The sequence below is a fragment of the Candidatus Acetatifactor stercoripullorum genome, assembly GCF_944382095.1.
Taxonomy (GTDB): domain Bacteria; phylum Bacillota; class Clostridia; order Lachnospirales; family Lachnospiraceae; genus Acetatifactor; species Acetatifactor stercoripullorum.
In genome coordinates, this window is the sequence record NZ_CALWMU010000027.1 from 1 (window position 1) to 19284 (window position 19284).

Here is a 19284-nt window from a genome sequence, read left to right on the forward strand (position 1 = left end):
GTCAGGAAGCTCTTTTTCGCCCTCGGTCTTTACGATCACATGGGAGCCGGGAATTCCCTTTGCGTGAAACCACCAGTCGTTTCCAGAGGCAAACTGAAAGGTAAGCTGATCGTTCTGAAGATTATTTTTCCCCACATAAATATGAAAGCCGTCGCTGCTGATGTAGTGTAAGGGCCTGCTTGTGAGCTTTGCCTTTTTGGCGTTTCCTTTTTTGCGGATATAGCCGCTTTGGGCCAGCTCCTCTCTGATCTGGGCCAGATCAGCCTCGGAAAGGGCGATGTCGAGAGCCGTGCTGATGGATTCCAGATGGTCGATCTGGGATTTGACCTCCCTTGTCAGCTCCGACAAAGCCTCATAGGTTCGCTTGAGCTTTCCATATTTTTCAAAATACTTTTTTGCATTTTCCGTGGCGGTGAGATTGGGGTCCAGGGGGATGGTAACTTTTTCGTTGGTATAGTAATTGACGGCCTCCAAAGATTTCGCCCCCGGTTTTGCGTCATAGCCGTAGGTATTTAAAAGCTCGCCCCAGATGCGGTAGGTATCTCTCTTTTGGGTATCCTGCATCTGCTTCAGCTGCAGGTCGTATTTTTTTATATTGCGTTCCAGCGCAGTCTGCACAATACGGCGGAGGTCTGCGGATTTCTGACGGATGCGTGTCAGCGTGTTTTTTTTCGCGTAATAGCTTTCCAGCAGAGCCGACATGGAAGGATACGCCACAGTTTTGTCAGGCCCATGGGTGTACATGGAAAGGGGCAGGGCGCCAAACTCTACCGGCTGAGAGCCGGTGTAAGCGATATTGGGCCCAAAGTCCTCCTCCCGGACAACGCGCACCATGTTTTCAAAGCGTTCAAAAAGCCGATGGTATGCGGCCTCGTCCAAGGCGGCGGTGGGAAGCTCGCCGTCAATATCAGCCTCATAGCAAAGCTCCTGGGCGAGAATGGGGGAGATTCCGGTAAAGCTGCCGTAAAGGGCCTTGAACACAGGCTGGGGCTTTGCAGAAACAGCCTTCCAAAAGGTGTCATAATCTGTGGAAAGGGCGTCCAGCTTATCCTGGGTGTGGGCCACAAAATAGGGCTTTCCGGGAAGCACCTCCCGCACACTGCTGACAGCGGCGGAAATATGCTTGATGCTGTCAATGATCCTGCCGTCCTCATCGCAGAAAATGATATTGCTGTGCTTGCCCATAATCTCCACGATAAGGGTCTTTTTCCGCAGGTCTCCAAGCTCGTCCAAGTGCTCCACCGAAATCTGCACAATGCGCTCCAGTCCAGGCTGGGAGATGTGGGTAATGCGTCCATTCTGCAGATGCTTGCGCAGAAGCATGCAGAAATTAGGGGCGGTCATGGGACTTTGCTTGTTGCTCTGGGTCAGATAAATCAAGGGCAGGGAAGCGTCGGCAGAAATGAAAAGCCGTTTCTGCCCGTTTCCTGTTTTTATGGTAAGGAGAAGCTCGTCGGCCTCCGGCTGGGCAATTTTATACAGCCGTCCACCCAAAAGCTCCCGTTTCATTTCAGAAACTACGTTTGCAATAGTGATTCCGTCAAATGCCATGAAAGATTTCCTTCCTTATATGATATGGAATTCCCAAAGGCTCTTGGGGCCTGGAAAACATTCTATAGTATAGCAGAAAATACACGGAAAAGAAAGCCCCTTACCCTTGACACTCAGAGTAACTTAATTTACAATAAAGTGAAGTGTGCGGCAGTACAATGCCGCTGCCCGGATTGGAGCGCTTATGATAAAAAGCATGACCGGCTTTGGCAGGTTTGAGACTGCAGGCAGGGACAGAAAGTTTACGGTGGAAATGAAATCCGTAAATCACCGTTATCTGGACGTAACCATCAAGATGCCGAAGAAGCTTAATTTTTTTGAAGCCGCTATTCGCAGCGAGCTGAAAAAATATATTTCCAGAGGAAAGGTAGATTTGTTCATCAGCTATGAGGACTTTTCGGGGAGCAGCGCAACCGTTTGCTATCACAGGGAGGTGGCTGAGGAATATTTAAGGTATCTGCGGCAGATGGCGCAGGACTTCGGGCTGGACGACGACATCAGAGTATCCATTTTGTCAAAATATCCCGAGGTTTTTACCATGGAGGAGCAGACCGAGGACGAGGAGGAGCTTTGGAAGGAACTGCAAAGGGCCATTGACGGCGCTGCCCAGATGTTTGTAAACGCCCGTGTGGAGGAAGGCGAGCGCCTGCGTCAGGATTTGCTTAAAAAGCTGGACGCTATGCAAAAGCTGGTGGATTTTGTTTCCAGGCGTTCTCCGCAGATCATAAGACAGTACCGGGAAAAGCTGGAGGAAAAGGTAAGGGAGCTTCTGGAGGACGTGTCTGTGGACGAGGACAGACTGCTCACGGAGGTGACTATTTTTGCGGACAAGGTGTGTGTGGACGAGGAGGTAGTGCGCCTGCGCAGCCACATTGAGACTACCAGAAACACTCTGCTGGAGGGCGGAAGCATTGGCCGGAAGCTGGATTTTATTGCACAGGAGATGAATAGAGAGGCCAATACCATACTCTCAAAGGCCAACGATCTGGAGATTTCAAACTGCGCCATTGAGCTTAAGACAGAGATTGAAAAAATCCGGGAACAGATTCAGAATATAGAATAGAGGGGCTATGAACAGGCTAATTCATATCGGCTTTGGAAATATTGTAAATACGGAAAAAATCATTGCCATTGTAAGTCCTGATTCTGCGCCCATTAAGCGTCTGGTGCAGAAGGCTAGGGAGCTTGGAACGGCTGTGGACGCCACCCAGGGACGAAAGACAAAATCCGTACTGATTATGGAGGGCGGACAGCTTGTGCTTTCGGCGCTTTTGCCGGAAACCATTGCGGGCCGGGCCCAGTCTGGAGAGGACGAAGGGGAAGAAACATGACGGAAAAAGGGATTTTAATTGTAATTTCAGGATTTTCAGGGGCGGGCAAAGGCACCATTGTAAAAAGGCTTCTGCAGACTTATGACAATTATGCCCTTTCTGTTTCCATGACCACAAGACCGCCCAGAGATGGAGAGCGGGAGGGTGTGGAATACTTTTTTACAGACAAGGAGCATTTTGAGGCAGAAATTGAACGTTCAGGTCTGATAGAATATGCCATGTACTGCGGCAATTATTACGGAACGCCCAGAGCCTATGTAGAGGAACAGCTGAGGGCTGGAAAGGATGTAATCCTGGAGATTGAGATTCAGGGAGCCCTAAAGATAAAGGAGCAGTTTCCGGAGAGCCTTCTGGTCTTTGTGACGCCGCCAAACGCAAAGGAATTGGAGCGGCGTCTGGTGGGGAGAGGCACGGAAAGCCAGGAGGTCATTCAAAAAAGGCTGGCAAGGGCCAGCGAGGAGTCGGAGGGCATGGAGTCCTATGACTATATCGTGGTAAACGACGATCTGGAAAAATGTGTGGAGGAGTTAAACTGTCTGGTGGATGCGGCCCGCAGGGCGCCTGTCCGCAGACGGGGATTTATAAAAGAAATCAGAGACGAACTGAAAGGGTTCGCGAAAGGAGCAGAATAATGTTACATCCATCTTATTCCGATTTAATGAAGGTAGTAAACAGCGACGTGGAGCCCGGAGAGGCGCCCGTGGTAAACAGCCGTTATTCCATAGTGATGGCTACCTCAAAGAGGGCAAGACAGATTATTGCCGGAGAGGAGCCCCTGGTGGACGGCAAGGATAAGAAGCCCCTTTCCATAGCGGTGGAGGAGCTCAATCAGGGAAAAATCAAAATTTTAGGCGACGAAGAAACACAAGAGTAGCTTTTTAGGGCTGTCGGGGGAAGTATGAGCGGCGGCCCTTTCTGCTGTCTATGGAGAAAAGTTTTATGAAAATATTGTTTGTGTCATTGGGCTGCGACAAAAACCTGGTGGATTCGGAGAGGATGCTGGGGATGCTGGCAGAGAAGGGCTTTACCTTCACGGACGATGAAAACCAGGCGGATATCGTAGTGGTGAATACCTGCTGTTTCATTGGCGACGCCAAAGAGGAAAGCATAAATACACTGCTTCAGATGAGCCAGCTGAAGGAGGAAGGGCGCATTCAGGTGCTGATTGCCGCCGGATGCCTGGCACAGCGCTACCGGGAGGAAATCCAGAAGGAAATTCCCCAGGTGGACGCCGTGATAGGCACCATGGCTATTGCCGATATCGCAGATGCGGTGGAGAAAGCCCTTGGGGGAAAAGCCCGCAATTACTATGAGGATATTAATGCAAGGCCGGTGGCGGGCGGAAAGCGTGTGGTGACTACCGGCGGGCATTTCGCTTATTTGAAAATTGCAGAGGGCTGTGACAAGCACTGCACTTACTGCATTATTCCAAAGGTGCGGGGAAGCTACCGCAGCATTCCCATGGAGAGCCTGCTTAAGGAGGCAGAGCAGCTTGCCGAGGAGGGCGTAAAGGAATTAATTTTAGTAGCCCAGGAAACCACCCTGTACGGTGTAGATTTATATGGAAAAAAGACACTGCCCACACTGCTGGAGCGTCTGGCAGAAATCGACGGCATTTCCTGGATCAGGCTGCTTTACTGCTATCCGGAGGAGATTACGGATGAGCTGGTGCAGGTCATTGCCACCCAGCCCAAGGTCTGCCATTATCTGGACATTCCCATCCAGCACGCCTCGGATTCCATTCTGCGGCGGATGGGAAGAAAAACAAATAAAAAAGAGCTGGAAGGGCAGATCAAAAAGCTCCGGGAAAAAATTCCTGATATTTGTCTGAGAACCACGCTGATTAGCGGCTTCCCCGGGGAAACCCAGGAGGATTTTGAGGAGCTGTACCGGTTTGTGAACGAGATGGAATTTGACAGACTGGGAGTCTTTGCCTATTCCCAGGAGGAGGATACGCCTGCGGCGGTGATGCCCGATCAGGTCGAGGAGTCCGTGAAGGAAGCAAGAAGAGATGAATTGATGGAGCTTCAGCAGGAGATTGCCTTTGAGAAGGCCGAGGCCATGGTGGGACGGATACTGACTGTGATGATCGAGGGAAAGGTGGCGGACGAGGACGTATATGTGGGCAGAACCTACAAGGACGCCCCGGGCGTGGATGGATATCTGTTTGTAAACACCTCCGCCAGTCTGATGACCGGAGATTTTGTCAAGGTACAGGTGACAGGGTCCAACGAATATGATTTGATTGGAGAAATATATCATGCGTAAAATGAATTTACCAAACAAGCTGACTATTTTCAGAATGATACTGATCGTTCCCTTTGTGGTTCTTTTGCTGGGAGGACATGCGGGATGGTTCGGTGAAAGCACCTTTACAACGGACTTGATCTCCCTGGCCGTCTTTATCATTGCAAGCCTGACGGACTTGATTGACGGAAAGATTGCCAGGAAATATAATCTTGTGACCAATTTCGGGAAATTTATGGACCCCCTGGCGGATAAGCTGCTTGTGTGCGCGGCTTTGATTGCCTTGGTGGAGATGGGGAGAATCCCTGCCTGGGTGGTAATCGTTATTATCAGCAGAGAATTCATTATCAGCGGCTTTCGGCTCATTGCTTCCGATAACCATGTGGTGATTGCCGCCAGCTACTGGGGGAAATTCAAAACCACCTTCCAGATGCTCATGGTGTGTCTGATGATTGCCAATCTTCCGGCACTTTCGCTGCTTACACAGATCGTTATGTGGATTGCCCTGGCTCTTACGGTGATTTCCTTGATCGATTACCTGATTAAGAATAAAGATGTGATGAAGGATACAAAATAGAGGGCAGAAAATAGAAGCAGGCGGAAGCTGTAAAAAGCGGAAAGGGAGATGTGACATGACGGTGGAATTGGTCTGTGTGGGCACAGAGCTGCTTTTGGGAAATATTGTAAACACCAATGGGGCCTATCTTGCGGAAAAATGTGCGGAGCTTGGGCTTTCCAGCTATTTTCAGACTGTGGTGGGAGACAATGAGGAGAGATTGGGAGAAACCCTGTCCCAGGCAGTGAAACGCTCCGATATTGTAATTGTATGCGGAGGGCTTGGACCCACCGAGGACGATCTGACAAAAGAGACGGCGGCCCGGGTATTGGGAAAAGAGTTAAAGCTCTCTGAGCAGGTAAAGGAGACGATAGAGGCTTACTTTCAAAAGCGCGGAAGAAAAGCGGCCCAAAACAACTGGAAGCAGGCCATGGTTCCTGAGGGAGCCCTGGTTTTGGAAAACAAAAACGGTACTGCGCCCGGACTGATTCTGGAGGCGGAGGGCTGCCGTGTGATTTTGCTGCCAGGCCCTCCGGGAGAGATGATTCCCATGTTTGAGGAGCAGGCAGTTCCCTACCTGCGCAGGCTAAGCCCTGAGGTGATCTGCTCCAAAACGGTGAAAATCTGTGGAATTCCTGAAAGTCAGGCGGAAATCATGGTGAAGGACCTGATCGATACCCAGACCAATCCCACCATCGCCACCTATGCCAAGACCGGAGAGGTGCATATCCGGGTAACGGCAAGGGCATCTGGAAAAAAGGAAGCCCAGGCGCTGATAAAGCCAGTGGTAAAGGAGCTGAAGAGGCGTTTCGGCCATGCAGTTTACAGCACAAAGGCCGGGTGCACACTGGAGCAGGCAGTGGTGGAGCTGCTTAAGAAAAAGGGGCTTACGGTAACCTGCGCAGAGTCCTGCACCGGAGGCATGCTTTCCGCAAGGCTGGTAAATGTGCCGGGCGTATCTGATGTCTACAGAACCGGATTTGTCACCTATTCCAATGAAGCCAAGCATGAATTTTTAAAGGTGAAGAAAAGTACGTTAAAAGAACATGGAGCCGTGAGCGCCGAGACTGCGGCCCAAATGGCTTTGGGCGCAGCCCGCTCGGGCAAAGCCGACGTTGCGGCGGCTCTCACGGGGATTGCAGGCCCGGAGGGAGGCACAAGCAAGAAGCCTGTGGGGCTTGTATATATCGCCTGCAGCGTCAGGGGAAAAGTCATTGTAAAGCGGTATGTGTTCACCGGAAACAGGCAGAAGGTCAGAGAAGCCGCCGTGGCCAGCGCGTTGACGCTGATACGGGACTGTATCCGCCGCTATGGCTGAGCCGATACGGTGATTTTTGAAATGCCGGGGCAGAATGTTTTATATCCAAGCCCCAGGCAGTCAGAATTGGCTGTCATCTGCAGAAGCCTTAGTTGCTCTTAGAAGTGGCAAATTTGCGATGTGAGAAAAAATCCGCATGTTTGAGCGCAGCGAGTTCGGATTTTTTGAAACGAAATCAGCAAATTTGCCACCTCTTAGTGCAACTTGGCTTCGAAGCCGCAGCCAATCTGACTGCCTGGGGCTTGGTAGAGATATTCTGCCCCGTATTTTTAAGAATGTATCACAAACACTTGTCCTTAAGACAGTTTTGTGATACATTTTTAGTATCTGATATTTCTTAACGTTCGGGCATTTCGCCAAGAATTTCAGTGAAGCAGGAAAAAAATTTAAGGGGGGATGCCTTTGAGGGAGTTTTATGGTACATATTGTACTGTAATATAAAAGAAGAAAAAAGAGTTGACAAATACGAACAAATGTTTTATTCTAATAAAAACAGAACATTTGTTCCTGGATGAAAAGGAGACCTTCATGGAAAAAGATGAAAAACTCAAAGCCCTTGACGCGGCGTTGAGCCAGATTGAAAAGCAGTACGGAAAGGGTGCGGTTATGAAGCTGGGAGACCCTTCCGCACAGATGAATGTAGAAACGATTCCTACCGGTTCTTTGAGCCTTGATATTGCCCTTGGACTGGGCGGGATTCCCAGGGGAAGAATCATTGAGATATATGGACCTGAGTCCAGCGGAAAAACCACGGTAACGCTGCACATGATAGCGGAGGTGCAAAAAAGAGGCGGCATTGCAGGATTTATAGATGCGGAGCACGCGCTGGACCCCGTCTATGCCAAAAATATCGGGGTGGATATTGACAATCTGTATATTTCCCAGCCGGACAACGGAGAGCAGGCGCTTGAGATTACGGAGACTATGGTGCGTTCCGGGGCCATTGATATTGTGGTGGTGGACTCTGTGGCGGCGCTGGTGCCGAAAGCCGAGATTGACGGGGACATGGGGGATTCCCATGTGGGCCTGCAGGCCCGCCTGATGTCCCAGGCCCTGCGCAAGCTCACAGCGGTGATCAGCAAGTCCAACTGCTGCGTTGTGTTTATCAATCAGCTGCGTGAAAAGGTGGGCGTTATGTTTGGAAACCCGGAGACCACTACCGGCGGACGCGCCCTGAAATTTTATTCTTCTGTGCGCCTTGACGTAAGAAGAATCGAAGCGTTAAAGCAGGGCGGAGAAGTGATCGGCAACAGAACCCGTGTAAAGGTTGTAAAAAATAAAATTGCGCCTCCCTTCAAGGAAGCAGAGTTTGACATTATGTTTGGAGAGGGTATTTCCATGACGGGAGATATTCTGGATTTGGCTGCAAGCATTGATGTAGTGAACAAATCGGGAGCATGGTATGCCTATAATGGCAGTAAGATAGGCCAGGGCCGTGAAAATGCAAAGCAGTATCTGAAGGATAATCCCGAAGTGTGTCAGGAGATTGCAAAGAAGGTACGGGCTCATTTTGGACTGGACGGCGCAGGAGACCACAGCGAAGAGGCGGCTGCACAGGAGAAAAAGGAAGCTAAGCCCGCAAGGAGCAGGGCGGCGGAATAAGGTCGGCAGAGATGACAGTGACACAGATTGTGGAGATATCAAAGAACCGCAGTAAGGTTTATATTGATCAGGAGCTCTCCTTTGTTTTATACAAAGGAGAGCTCCGCCTTTACGGGGTGCGCCAGGGAGAAGCACTGGCCGGAGAGGATTATCAGAGAATCATGGAGGAGGTGCTGCCCAGGCGGGCAAAGCTGCGTGCCATGAATCTGCTGAAAAACAGGGAGTATACCACTGCCAGGCTGCGTGAAAAGCTAAGGGAGGGATTTTATCCGGAGCAGGTGATTGACCAGGCTATGGAATATGTGGCTTCCTTCCGGTATACGGATGACGTGCGGTACGCAGTGGACTTTATCATCTGTCATGAAAAGGACAGAAGCCGCAGAAGAATCGAGCAGGATCTGGCAGGCAGGGGCATTGACAGAGCCACCATGGAAAAGGCATGGAAGGAGTGGGAAAGCAAGGGGGGAGAGCAGGATGAGCAGGCTATGATCCGGCGTCTGCTGGAAAAGAAGCGGTACGACCCCGAAACGGCTGACTATAGGGAAAAACAGCGGATTTATGCCTTTTTGGGGCGGAAGGGCTTTTCCGGAGAGCAGATAAGCAAGGTTATGCGCTCCTTCCCGGAGCTGGATATGGAATAAATAATTTACAAATACTTGACATAACAACTGTTTCAGTTTAAAATTTAACTGTTGTAAATTGCTTGTTAGAATGTTTTCAGCGCTCCTTTGGGAGCATGTACATACATTCTATGATATGCTGCGGAGGAACCTTCTGCAGCCACAGTGTACAATGAAAATTAAATAAGGAGGTGCTCCTGTAGATGCTTAGTTATGTGATCACAGCATTGGTCAGCATCCTTGTAACAGCTGCTATTACCGCTGTTGTAACAGCGGCTTATCAGAAAAAAGTCACGGCTGCAACCATTGGCAATGCAGAGGACAAGGCAAGGGAAATTATTGATGAAGCGCTTAAGACTGCAGAGACAAAGAAACGCGAATCGCTGCTTGAGGTAAAGGAAGAGTCCATTCGCACCAAGAATGAGCTTGACAAGGAAATCAAGGAACGAAGAGCAGAGGCTCAGCGCTATGAGCGCAGAGTACAGCAGAAGGAAGAGAACATCGATAAAAAGGCTGATGCTATTGAAAAGCGTGAAGCAAGTTTGGCGGCAAAAGAAGAATCCTTAAATAAGCTGAAGGATGAAGTTTCCAAACTGAATGAGCAAAGAGTACAGGAACTGGAACGAATTTCAGGTTTAACCTCTGAACAGGCAAAAGACTACTTATTGAAAATTGTTGAAGATGAAGTAAAACATGAAACGGCTGTGATGATCAAGGAAATGGAGAGTCGCGCCAAGGAAGAAGCAGACAAAAAAGCAAAGGAGTATGTTGTGTCAGCAATTCAGAGATGCGCAGCAGATCATGTCTCTGAGACCACAATCTCCGTTGTACAGCTTCCAAACGATGAAATGAAGGGAAGGATTATTGGCCGTGAAGGACGTAATATCCGTACCCTGGAGACCATGACAGGTGTGGATTTGATTATCGACGACACACCCGAGGCGGTTATACTGTCGGGCTTTGACCCGATTCGTCGCGAGGTTGCAAGAATTGCCCTCGAAAAACTGATTGTCGATGGACGTATCCATCCCGCCAGAATCGAAGAGATGGTGGAAAAGGCACAAAAGGAAGTAGAGGTAATGATAAAGGAAGAGGGTGAAGCAGCGACCTTGGAGGTCGGTGTACACGGTATTCACCCTGAGCTCGTAAAATTACTGGGTAAGATGAAATTCAGAACCAGCTATGGACAGAATGCGCTGAAGCATTCTATCGAGGTAGCACAGCTGTCGGGTCTGCTGGCAGCCGAGATGGGACTGGATGTAAGGCTTGCGAAAAGAGCAGGTCTGCTCCACGATATCGGCAAGTCTGTGGATCATGAGATGGAAGGCTCTCATATCCAGCTGGGTGTTGAGCTTTGCCGGAAATACAAGGAGAATGCTACCGTTATCAATGCGGTGGAATCTCACCACGGCGATGTAGAGCCCACTTCCCTGATTGCATGTATTGTACAAGCTGCTGATACAATATCCGCTGCAAGACCGGGAGCTAGAAGGGAAACATTGGAAACCTACACTAGCAGATTAAAACAATTAGAAGATATAACAAACAATTTCAAAGGCGTAGATAAATCTTTTGCTATTCAGGCAGGTCGCGAAATTCGTGTAATGGTGGTGCCGGAGCAGATTTCAGATGCCGATATGGTTCTTTTGGCACGTGATATTTCCAAGCAGATTGAGGCTGAATTGGAGTATCCCGGACAGATTAAGGTAAATGTAATCCGCGAAAGCCGTGTTATTGATTATGCAAAATAGTCAATGGGCAGCGCTGCCGTGACGGTTTTTGACTTGAAAAATTTCATAGGAATCAAAACCGCTGTATTTTATAGGTACAGCGGTTTTTTATTACAATGTAGAAATGAGGGTCAATATGCGAGAATTTAACATTATGGATTATGGGGCTGTGGCAGACGGCGTTACCAATAACGCAAAGGCCATTCAAAGGGCGGTAGATTTGTGCTGGGAGAGCGGAGGAGGAAGAGTGACGGTTCCGGCAGGAAGGTACATGAGCGGTTCCATTCAGCTCAAAAGCAATGTGGATCTGCACCTGGAGATGGGAGCGGTGCTGATTTCCAGCCTGAACAAGGAGGACATTGACGACTTTATGACCCAGGTGGACGACGATAATGAGACCACCGGCTGGGAGGGTGGCTGCTTTTTGGGCGCTATCCATGGAGAAAACATTTCTTTGTCCGGCGACGGTATGATTTACGGACAGGGAGAGAAGGTTTTCTACGATGACGGCGCAGACGGCGGGTATGCGGAAAGTCCTATGTGTGTGGCCGATTTTCGTCCCAGGCTGATTTTGTTTGAGGATGTGGAAAATCTCAGTGTGAGGGATGTAACCCTGAAAGATGCTGCCTTTTGGACACTGCATATGGCGGGGTGCCGTCATGTGCGTATTCATAATATCCGGATTCTCAATGCAGTGCGGGGTGCCAATAATGATGGGATCGACCCGGACAGCTGTCAGGACGTTGTAATCAGCAACTGCATGATTGAATCCGGGGACGACGCCATTGTGGTGAAATCCACAAAGCCCATGGCAGCAAGATACGGAGCCTGCGAAAATGTGGTAATCACGGGGTGTGTGCTCCATTCCCATGATTCTGCGCTGAAGGTGGGAACAGAGACGCACGGGGTAATCCGTAATATTTCCTTTGGAGACTGCATCATCAAGGACTGCTCCAGAGCAGTGGGCATCTGGGTGCGGGACGGCGGCACCGTGGAGGATATCCATGTGCATCATCTGACGGGGGCGGTGAGAAGATATGCAGACGCACCCCAGAGAAGATGGTGGGGAAAGGGGGAGCCCTTTTTTATCAGCGCCACCTACAGGAACGAAAAGAAAGATTTCCCCGGCATTATCCGGCGCGTTTCCTTTGACCATATCTACTTAAAATCCGAATCCTGTATTTTTATCGCCGGGGAGGAGGAGTGCCCTGTGGAGGATATCAGCATGGATCATGTGCGGATCGAAATGATCAGACAGGGCACACAGAAGGAAATCCCTTTTGATGAACAGCCCTCTCTTTATGGAGTGTATGCCCACGGCATTCCTTATTTTTACGGAAGGCATGTAAACGGCATGAGGGCTTTTGACTGTGTGATCAGACGTTTCGGAGAAGGATTTCCTATGTGGACGGAGGAAGTGGAGCTGATAAATTGTAAAAAAATTGAATTTTCCTCTTGTGAAATACCGTCGCTTATAGTATGATAGTCGGAGTGTATGATTGTATACGATTATCCAATAAGGCATGAGAGGAAGAGAAAACATGAAAGCGTATCAGGAGCTTAGTAAGGAAGAACTGTTATCACTGCAGGCACAGCTTGCCGCGGCTTATGAGGATGCCAAGGGAAAGGGATTAAAGCTGGATATGTCCAGAGGCAAGCCCTCCATAGCCCAGCTGAATATGGCTATGGACTTTATGGATGTGATAAATTCTGAAAGCGATATGAGGACAGAGGACGGCGTGGACGTGCGCAATTACGGCGTTCTTGACGGCATACCGGAGTCAAAGCGTTTGATGGCCGATATTATGGGAGTGAATGCCGACAATGTGATTGTCTGCGGCAACGCCAGCCTGACGATCATGTTTGATACGGTTGCCCGCTCTATGACTCACGGCGTGCTGGGAAGTACTCCTTGGTGCAAGCTGGATCAGGTAAAATTTCTCTGCCCTGTTCCGGGATATGACAGACATTTTTCCATTATGGAATACTTCGGCATTGAAATGATCAACGTTCCCATGACCCCGAATGGACCGGATATGGATATGGTGGAGCGTCTTGTGGCACAGGATGAGAGCATAAAAGGAATCTGGTGCGTACCCAAATATTCCAATCCCCAGGGATATTCTTATTCAGATGAAACGGTAAAGCGCTTTGCAGCCTTAAAGCCTGCAGCGGCGGATTTCCGTATTTACTGGGATAATGCTTATGCGGTCCACCATCTGTACGACGACAGACAGGATGAGATATTGGATATTCTTACAGAATGTGAGAAGGCAGGCAATGCCGATATGGTATATATATTCGGTTCCACCTCAAAGGTGACCTTTGCGGGAGCAGGAATTGCGGCAGTGGCATCCTCCAAAGCCAATCTGGACGCCATCAGAAAGAGCATGACCATTCAGACCATCGGCTATGACAAGATCAACCAGCTGCGCCATGTGCGTTATTTTAAAAATTTTGAGGCCGTGAAAGCTCATATGAGAAAACACGCGGAGATTATGCGTCCCAAATTTGAAACCGTGCTGCGTATTTTGGACAATGAGCTGGGAGGACTGGGCATTGGCCAGTGGACCAGGCCAAACGGCGGCTATTTTATTTCCTTTGACGCCATGGAGGGATGTGCTAAGGCCATTGTGAGCAAATGCAAGGAGGCCGGCATGGTGCTCACCGGTGCAGGCGCCACCTATCCCTATGGAAAAGACCCCAAGGACAGCAACATCCGCATAGCGCCCACCTTCCCGACCACAGAGGAAATGGAAATGGCTACAGAGCTGTTTGTGCTGTGCGTGAAGCTGGTAAGCGTAGAGAAGCTGCTTGAGGAGAAGTAGGATGGAAAATTTTAAGCGTATCAAGAGAGAGCTGGTGGCAAAGGGCGCCATTATCGACTATTATCAGGATACCATGCAGATTCCAAACGGAAATATTGCAAAATGGGATTTAATTGACCACAAGGGAGCTGCGGCAGTGGTGGCTGTGAAAGAGGACGGCAGGCTGCTTATGGTCCGCCAGTACCGCAATGCGCTGGAGCGGGAAACCCTGGAGATTCCAGCCGGGGGCTTAAACGGCAGACAGGAGCCCACCGATGTGGCGGCAAAGCGGGAATTGGAGGAGGAAACGGGATATACCTGTGAAAACTTGGAGCTTTTAACCTCCATTTTTACAACAGTTGCCTTCTGCAATGAGAAAATTGATATTTATGTGGCCAGAGATTTAAAGCCGGGGAAGCAGCATCTGGATGAAGATGAATTTATCAATGTGGAGGCATACACGGTAGGAGAGCTGAAGCAGATGATATTTGACTGTAAGATTCAGGATGCCAAAACCATTTGCGGCATTATGACCTATGCCGCAAAATATTCCGCAGACTAAAAAGGGAATCATGTTTGCTTTCCACACAGCATAGAATAAACTGTCATGTAAGGCGTGAAGGTTTATCAGACAAGGCGGTGCGGAATATGCTGCATATCTCGGGAAGAAATACAGGGTCGGGGAAACTTCCCCTTCTCCCTGTTTTTCTGACAGGAATTCTGGCGGGAATTTTTATCATGAATATAGGAAAGAGCATTTTGCTTGAAAATACGGGATTATTGGACGAATACGCATTGTATCATATGAAATATATGACCGTAAACAGCAATGCTCTTTTTTATTATGTGTTAAAACAGAGGATGGGTACATTGCTGATTCTGGCAGTGTCAGCCACTACTTATCTGGGGCTTGCGGTCTGCCTGGGGATGACGCTCTGGTACGGCATGGCGGCGGGGGCATTCCTGTCGGCCCTTGTGATACGCTATGGCATGAAAGGAATTTTGTTTGCCCTGACAGGTGTGATGCCCCAGTATCTTTTGTATGTGCCTGCCATGCTGGCGCTGCTTTTTTGGTGTGAAAGCCTCTGCAGAAGCATTTATTTCAGAAATACAGTTTACATGGAAGGGAATATGACTGTGCCGAAACGCCTGGTGCATTTAGCGTTTATTGTTGTGGCAGTACTGGCGGGCTGCTTTTTGGAAAGTTTTGTAAATCCCCATCTGATGTCAGGATTGCTGAAAATCTTTTAGGCGCTTCAGTCATATTCTGCAATATCATAAATCAATCTTTCAGAATCCTCCCAGCCCAGGCAGGGATCGGTGATAGATTTGCCGTATACGCCGCCGCCAACCTTCTGACAGCCCTCCTCGATATAGCTTTCAATCATAAGACCCTTTACCAGCGTGTGGATATCCGCATTGAGCCTGCGGCTGTGCATTACCTCCTTGGCAATGCGGATTTGCTGCTCAAACTGCTTGTTGGAATTGGAATGGTTTACGTCTATCACACAGGCAGGATTTTTCAAGTCCATCTTGCCATACATTTCCAAAAGACGGTTTAAATCCTCATAGTGGTAGTTGGGAATATTGTGCCCGTGCTTGTTTGTTGCGCCCCGAAGCACCGTGTGGGCCAGATCATTTCCTGTAGTGTTTACCTCCCAGCCCCGGTAAATAAAGGAATGGGGATGCTGGGCCGCATACACGGAATTGAGCATAACGGAAAAATCGCCGCTGGTGGGATTTTTCATGCCGGAGGCAACGTCGAAGCCGCTGACCGTCAGACGGTGCTGCTGATCCTCCACGGAGCGGGCGCCGATGGCAACATAGGACAAAATATCCGAAACATACCGCCAGTTTTCGGGGTAAAGCATTTCGTCCGCAGCGGTGAGACCGGTTTCCTCCATGGCTCTGATGTGCATTTTCCGCATAGCAATCAGGCCGGCCAAAAAGTCGGGCTTTTTCTCAGGATCCGGCTGATGCACAATTCCTTTATAGCCCTCCCCGGTAGTGCGCGGCTTGTTTGTGTAGATTCTGGGAATCAAAATCAGCTTGTCCTTTACTTTTTCGTTTACCTTTGCCAGACGATTTACATAATCACATACGGAATCCTCGTTGTCTGCGGAACAAGGACCTATGATTACCAGAAACTTATTGCTCTTGCCCGTAATTACGTCGCGAATTTGCGCGTCCCGCTCTTCCTTCACTTTTACAAGGGAAGGGGGAAGCGGATATTTTTCACGAATCTCTGCCGGAGTGGGCAGCTTCTTGATAAATTCAAAACTCATTTTAATACCTCATTTCTGAGCGACTTGTTGCGAAAAGGCGACGGAGGCAGATCCTTTCTTTCGCTCTGTAAAATCCTTACTATTATAGTATAGATCGGAAAAACCTGCAAGGCATACAGGTGTGTATTGTCATTGTTACATAAAAAAATTGAAAAATAAGACAAAATTTTATAAAAAAATATATTTCCTTTTTCAAAATCATAGTGTACAATAAGCGTAGGTTTTTTAACAAAACCTCCCCTTTTTTGGACAACATCCCACCCCCAAGGGATGTTGTCTTTTTTTGCGATGAAAAGTCCGCAAAGCATCTGATGCGCCGCCCCGGAAATTTACAGAGGCTGTATTATGCTGTGGGGTGCAAAAAGCCAGTCCACGTTTTCTAAATTAATGGTAGAATTTTTGGAAAATAATGGTAAATTAGTATTATACAAAAGATAGCTGAACAAAGCAGGCGGATAAGGAAATGGATAAAGAAGCTGAATTTGTAAAAATGTATGAGGAGCACTATAAAACGTTGCAAAGATATGTGAGGACAATTCTCGGCAGCAGCTCTTTTTCGGAAGACGTGGTACAAGACACATTTTTGGAGGCGTGGAGGAAATTTGACATTATCAGAGAACATCCCAACCAGGGTGGATGGCTGATACGCACCGCATGCTATAAAATCCGCAACATCAGGAAAAGATTTAACAGACTGGAAACGATTTCTTTGGATGATGGCGTGGAACCCTCCAGGGAGGATTACGCCCTGGAGACAAAGGAGCTGGATGTGATTTTGGAGAAAACGCTGAATGAGGAGGAACGTCTGCGGTTTAAGAGATATTATCTGTGGGGATACACCATTCCGGAGATTGCCAGACTGGAGGGGATTTCGGAAAACAATGCCAGAGTGAGAATCAGCCGTGTAATCCATAAGCTGAGAAAGGAAATTCTGGCGGTGAGCTTTTTGTCCTTTGCCATGAGCGGTATGCTGGAAAATCTTTGCATGCTGGTGAAAGACTTCATGATGTTTTGACGTGTAAAAGGGAAATGGAGGAAGTGGATGTAGGAAATGAACAGGGAGTATAAAAATCAAAAGGGTAAGGAAACAATTATTAATGAAATCAGGGAGCGGCTGCGATGGTATACCTTTGAAGCTTCCGAAGAGGAGATTGACCCGAAGGAAATGGCGGCCATGGTGAAGCTCTTGGAGGTTTTAGAGGGGGAAAACAGGGAACCTGAAGAGAGCATAAAGGAGGCTTATGCCCGCTTCCAGACCCACCGGGACCAGTGGGAGGCGGATGAGGCCGAAATTTCAGCCCTGAGAGAACAGGAGACTTTGCAAAAGGCGGAAGAAAAGGGACGCCGGAAATTTGTTCCAGGGCTTGGCAGAAAAATGGGAGCAAAGAGAAGGCTGGTTGTGGGCCTTTCTGCTGCGGCCTTATTTGTGGCAGTATTCACCGCAGGGGGAGCGGTGGGCGTCAACGCCGAGAGAAACGGCGGATTTTTCCATTGGCTGAAGCGGGACGAGACGGGTGTTACGATGATTACGTCACCGGACAGTTTGGATACGGGGACAAATATTGAGGGGACAGCAACCTACGAAAGCTGGGATGAGGTGCCGGAGCCATATAGGCAATACGAAATCCAGCCGGAGGACATAGAGGTTCTGGAGGGGTATTCTTTGGCGAGAGTCGAAGTAACAAAAACAAACGCTTATGTAAATGTATCTTCTGAGTTTGAAAAAAAGGAAAACAGTCATATTCTAAATATTAGTGTCATGGATTATGAAAATGTGATTTCTTATAGTAGGTTGCCTTATCTGGAAGCAGAGTATCTTTACACTATTCAGGAGGGGGAAATACAGATGGACGTTTTATCTCAGGAGGATCATGGAGAAGAGATATACACAGTTTATTTTTACTTTGGTAGAGGGCAGTATTGTGTACGGGGGAAAGGAGAGTTGGCACTTATTGAGGAGGCGGCCAGGGAATACTATGCTTTTGTGTCGGGAAAATAGAAAAATTAAAAAAATTTTATCTTTTTTGTAATAAACTGCCTCTTCGGGACATATATTAAGTAGAAGGGTAAAATTGGAAGACACGATGAGGGAAGGAGGAAGAAAGCCCTTCGATAACAAAGCTACAAAAGAAAAAGGAGTACTTAGAATGAACGGAAGGATCAAAAAGAAAATGCGGAGATTTTTCTGTACGGCGTTGGCAGCGATGTTTCTGGTGTCTGCTCCCTGTACACAGGCTCTGGCCGCAGAGGCGGATACGGGATATGAGGAGGTGCAGGTGCTGGAGGCTTCAGTCTATTCCTTGCCGATGGATGAAAACGCCCCTAGCCTGCAGACGGTTTTTGGCAACTGTGCGATTGTCGTCGATGGTAGCGACAGCGGTATGCTGATTCAGATTCAGACACAAAGCTTCGGTGTTTCCTCTGTCATTGGAGTGAAGGATATCAAAATCCAAAAGAAGGTGTGGTATGGCTGGCAGACAGTGGGCACCTCCAGCGGCGGAGAACTTACCAACGTGAGCAATGTAGTTTGCAGTGTTTTGTATGAGGGCGCTGAAAAGGGCGAAACCTACAAGATTACTTGTGTGCATTATGCCAATGTGGATGGGTATAAGGAAGGAATCGGAGACAGCGGTGAATTTGTGTACAATTATTAAGTAAAATAAGTAAAAAGGGAAATGGGATGTCCGAAAATTTTTAAGGGGAATTTTCAGGATTTTTACATAGCAGGTTTTTGATACAACAGGAACAAATGCAATTGTCTTAGTGGGTGGGAATTGTCATACGTGAATTGGGGAATTCTACGGTGGACAGATCGCAGATGGCGATGAATACATTGGTTGGGCGTAATGGCCCGGGTTGACAGTTGTAAGGAAAGGGGCTTTTATCATTAAACATTTCAAATTTGGCGGCACACACATTGACACGGCGGCGTATGACGCTCAATGCGAGGTGCTGGAGGTAAGATTTTGGCGCGGCGGAGAAGTGTGGCAGTATTCCGGCGTACCGGAGGAGCTCTGGTACACATTTAAGGGAGAAGCAAGACCGGACATGTTCTATCACAGGAATATTAAGGGACGCTTTGATGAAAGAAGGATATGGACGCCAAAATATTAATTAAGCGGCAAGCAAGAGTTGTTTTTGGGGAATTGGGAGTGTCGCAAAATCATCAAATAAGGTGATTTTGCGGCACTTTCGCGCTTGACAGGATGCCTGCAATTTGCTACGATAAAGTTACAT

General features: G+C 48.4%; 20 protein-coding genes. 18 read left to right on the top strand and 2 right to left on the bottom strand.

All coding sequences use genetic code 11. From position 1 onward, the window contains the following. The coding region (locus SHK35_RS09175) for an Rqc2 family fibronectin-binding protein (RefSeq protein WP_318709556.1) at positions 1-1551 on the bottom strand (1551 nt) is incomplete at its 3' end. 184 nt (positions 1552-1735) lie between these two features. Here SHK35_RS09175 and SHK35_RS09180 point away from each other — a divergent pair. The 14 genes from SHK35_RS09180 (at position 1736) to SHK35_RS09245 (ending at position 15013) form a co-directional block, all read left to right on the top strand. After that, positions 1736-2614 carry a YicC/YloC family endoribonuclease gene (locus SHK35_RS09180; protein WP_318709558.1) on the top strand — a complete coding sequence of 293 codons (879 nt, stop codon included), beginning with the start codon at positions 1736-1738 and terminating at the stop codon, positions 2612-2614. Positions 2615-2621: 7 nt separating this feature from the next. Further along, positions 2622-2882 (top strand): DUF370 domain-containing protein, encoded by a 261-nt coding sequence (locus tag SHK35_RS09185; protein ID WP_318702849.1) that lies wholly within the window; start codon positions 2622-2624, stop codon positions 2880-2882. Beyond that, positions 2879-3514: a guanylate kinase gene (gene gmk / locus SHK35_RS09190; protein WP_318709559.1), complete on the top strand. Its 636-nt coding sequence runs from the start codon at positions 2879-2881 to the stop codon at positions 3512-3514. Before SHK35_RS09185 ends, gmk begins: the two co-directional genes overlap by 4 nt. Beyond that, the gene (rpoZ, locus tag SHK35_RS09195; RefSeq protein WP_318702851.1) at positions 3514-3756 is read left to right on the top strand and encodes a DNA-directed RNA polymerase subunit omega; all 243 of its coding nucleotides are present in this window, start codon (positions 3514-3516) and stop codon (positions 3754-3756) included. Before gmk ends, rpoZ begins: the two co-directional genes overlap by 1 nt. A gap of 65 nt (positions 3757-3821) precedes the next feature. Then, positions 3822-5150 carry a 30S ribosomal protein S12 methylthiotransferase RimO gene (gene rimO / locus SHK35_RS09200; RefSeq protein ID WP_318709561.1) on the top strand — a complete coding sequence of 443 codons (1329 nt, stop codon included), beginning with the start codon at positions 3822-3824 and terminating at the stop codon, positions 5148-5150. A 1-nt stretch (position 5151) separates the two neighbouring features. After that, positions 5152-5706 carry a CDP-diacylglycerol--glycerol-3-phosphate 3-phosphatidyltransferase gene (gene pgsA / locus SHK35_RS09205; RefSeq protein WP_318709595.1) on the top strand — a complete coding sequence of 185 codons (555 nt, stop codon included), beginning with the start codon at positions 5152-5154 and terminating at the stop codon, positions 5704-5706. A 55-nt stretch (positions 5707-5761) separates the two neighbouring features. Beyond that, positions 5762-7003, top strand: coding sequence for a competence/damage-inducible protein A (locus SHK35_RS09210; RefSeq protein ID WP_318709563.1), 1242 nt, complete (start codon positions 5762-5764; stop codon positions 7001-7003). Positions 7004-7531: 528 nt separating this feature from the next. Then, positions 7532-8605 (top strand): recombinase RecA, encoded by a 1074-nt coding sequence (recA, locus tag SHK35_RS09215; RefSeq protein WP_318702856.1) that lies wholly within the window; start codon positions 7532-7534, stop codon positions 8603-8605. A gap of 11 nt (positions 8606-8616) precedes the next feature. After that, the gene (locus SHK35_RS09220) at positions 8617-9246 is read left to right on the top strand and encodes a regulatory protein RecX (protein ID WP_318709565.1); all 630 of its coding nucleotides are present in this window, start codon (positions 8617-8619) and stop codon (positions 9244-9246) included. A gap of 182 nt (positions 9247-9428) precedes the next feature. Continuing rightward, complete coding sequence (gene rny, locus SHK35_RS09225) at positions 9429-10976, top strand: ribonuclease Y (protein WP_318702860.1); 1548 nt, start codon at positions 9429-9431, stop codon at positions 10974-10976. A gap of 115 nt (positions 10977-11091) precedes the next feature. Next, on the top strand, positions 11092-12438 hold the full coding sequence (locus SHK35_RS09230; RefSeq protein ID WP_318702862.1) for a glycoside hydrolase family 28 protein: 1347 nt from the start codon (positions 11092-11094) through the stop codon (positions 12436-12438). A gap of 58 nt (positions 12439-12496) precedes the next feature. Further along, entirely contained in the window at positions 12497-13783 is a 1287-nt protein-coding gene (locus tag SHK35_RS09235) for an aminotransferase class I/II-fold pyridoxal phosphate-dependent enzyme (protein ID WP_318709566.1), read from the top strand. A 1-nt stretch (position 13784) separates the two neighbouring features. After that, positions 13785-14324 carry an NUDIX hydrolase gene (locus SHK35_RS09240; RefSeq protein ID WP_318709567.1) on the top strand — a complete coding sequence of 180 codons (540 nt, stop codon included), beginning with the start codon at positions 13785-13787 and terminating at the stop codon, positions 14322-14324. A gap of 86 nt (positions 14325-14410) precedes the next feature. Continuing rightward, complete coding sequence (locus SHK35_RS09245) at positions 14411-15013, top strand: stage II sporulation protein M (RefSeq protein WP_318709568.1); 603 nt, start codon at positions 14411-14413, stop codon at positions 15011-15013. A 5-nt stretch (positions 15014-15018) separates the two neighbouring features. Here the strand turns inward: SHK35_RS09245 and SHK35_RS09250 are convergent, their stop codons facing one another. Then, on the bottom strand, positions 15019-16047 hold the full coding sequence (locus tag SHK35_RS09250; RefSeq protein WP_318709569.1) for a 3-deoxy-7-phosphoheptulonate synthase: 1029 nt from the start codon (positions 16045-16047) through the stop codon (positions 15019-15021). A 463-nt stretch (positions 16048-16510) separates the two neighbouring features. Between SHK35_RS09250 and SHK35_RS09255 the strand changes: the two genes are divergently transcribed. The 4 genes from SHK35_RS09255 to SHK35_RS09270 all read left to right on the top strand — a co-directional run bounded on the left by SHK35_RS09255 (position 16511) and on the right by SHK35_RS09270 (position 19161). Beyond that, positions 16511-17062: an RNA polymerase sigma factor gene (locus SHK35_RS09255; protein WP_318709570.1), complete on the top strand. Its 552-nt coding sequence runs from the start codon at positions 16511-16513 to the stop codon at positions 17060-17062. 36 nt (positions 17063-17098) lie between these two features. Next, positions 17099-18046, top strand: a complete 948-nt coding sequence (locus SHK35_RS09260; protein WP_318709571.1) for a hypothetical protein — start codon at positions 17099-17101, stop codon at positions 18044-18046. 148 nt (positions 18047-18194) lie between these two features. Then, positions 18195-18701 carry a hypothetical protein gene (locus SHK35_RS09265; RefSeq protein ID WP_318709572.1) on the top strand — a complete coding sequence of 169 codons (507 nt, stop codon included), beginning with the start codon at positions 18195-18197 and terminating at the stop codon, positions 18699-18701. Between the two features lie 202 nt (positions 18702-18903). Then, positions 18904-19161, top strand: a complete 258-nt coding sequence (locus tag SHK35_RS09270; RefSeq protein WP_318709573.1) for a KTSC domain-containing protein — start codon at positions 18904-18906, stop codon at positions 19159-19161. Positions 19162-19284 lie beyond the last annotated feature (123 nt).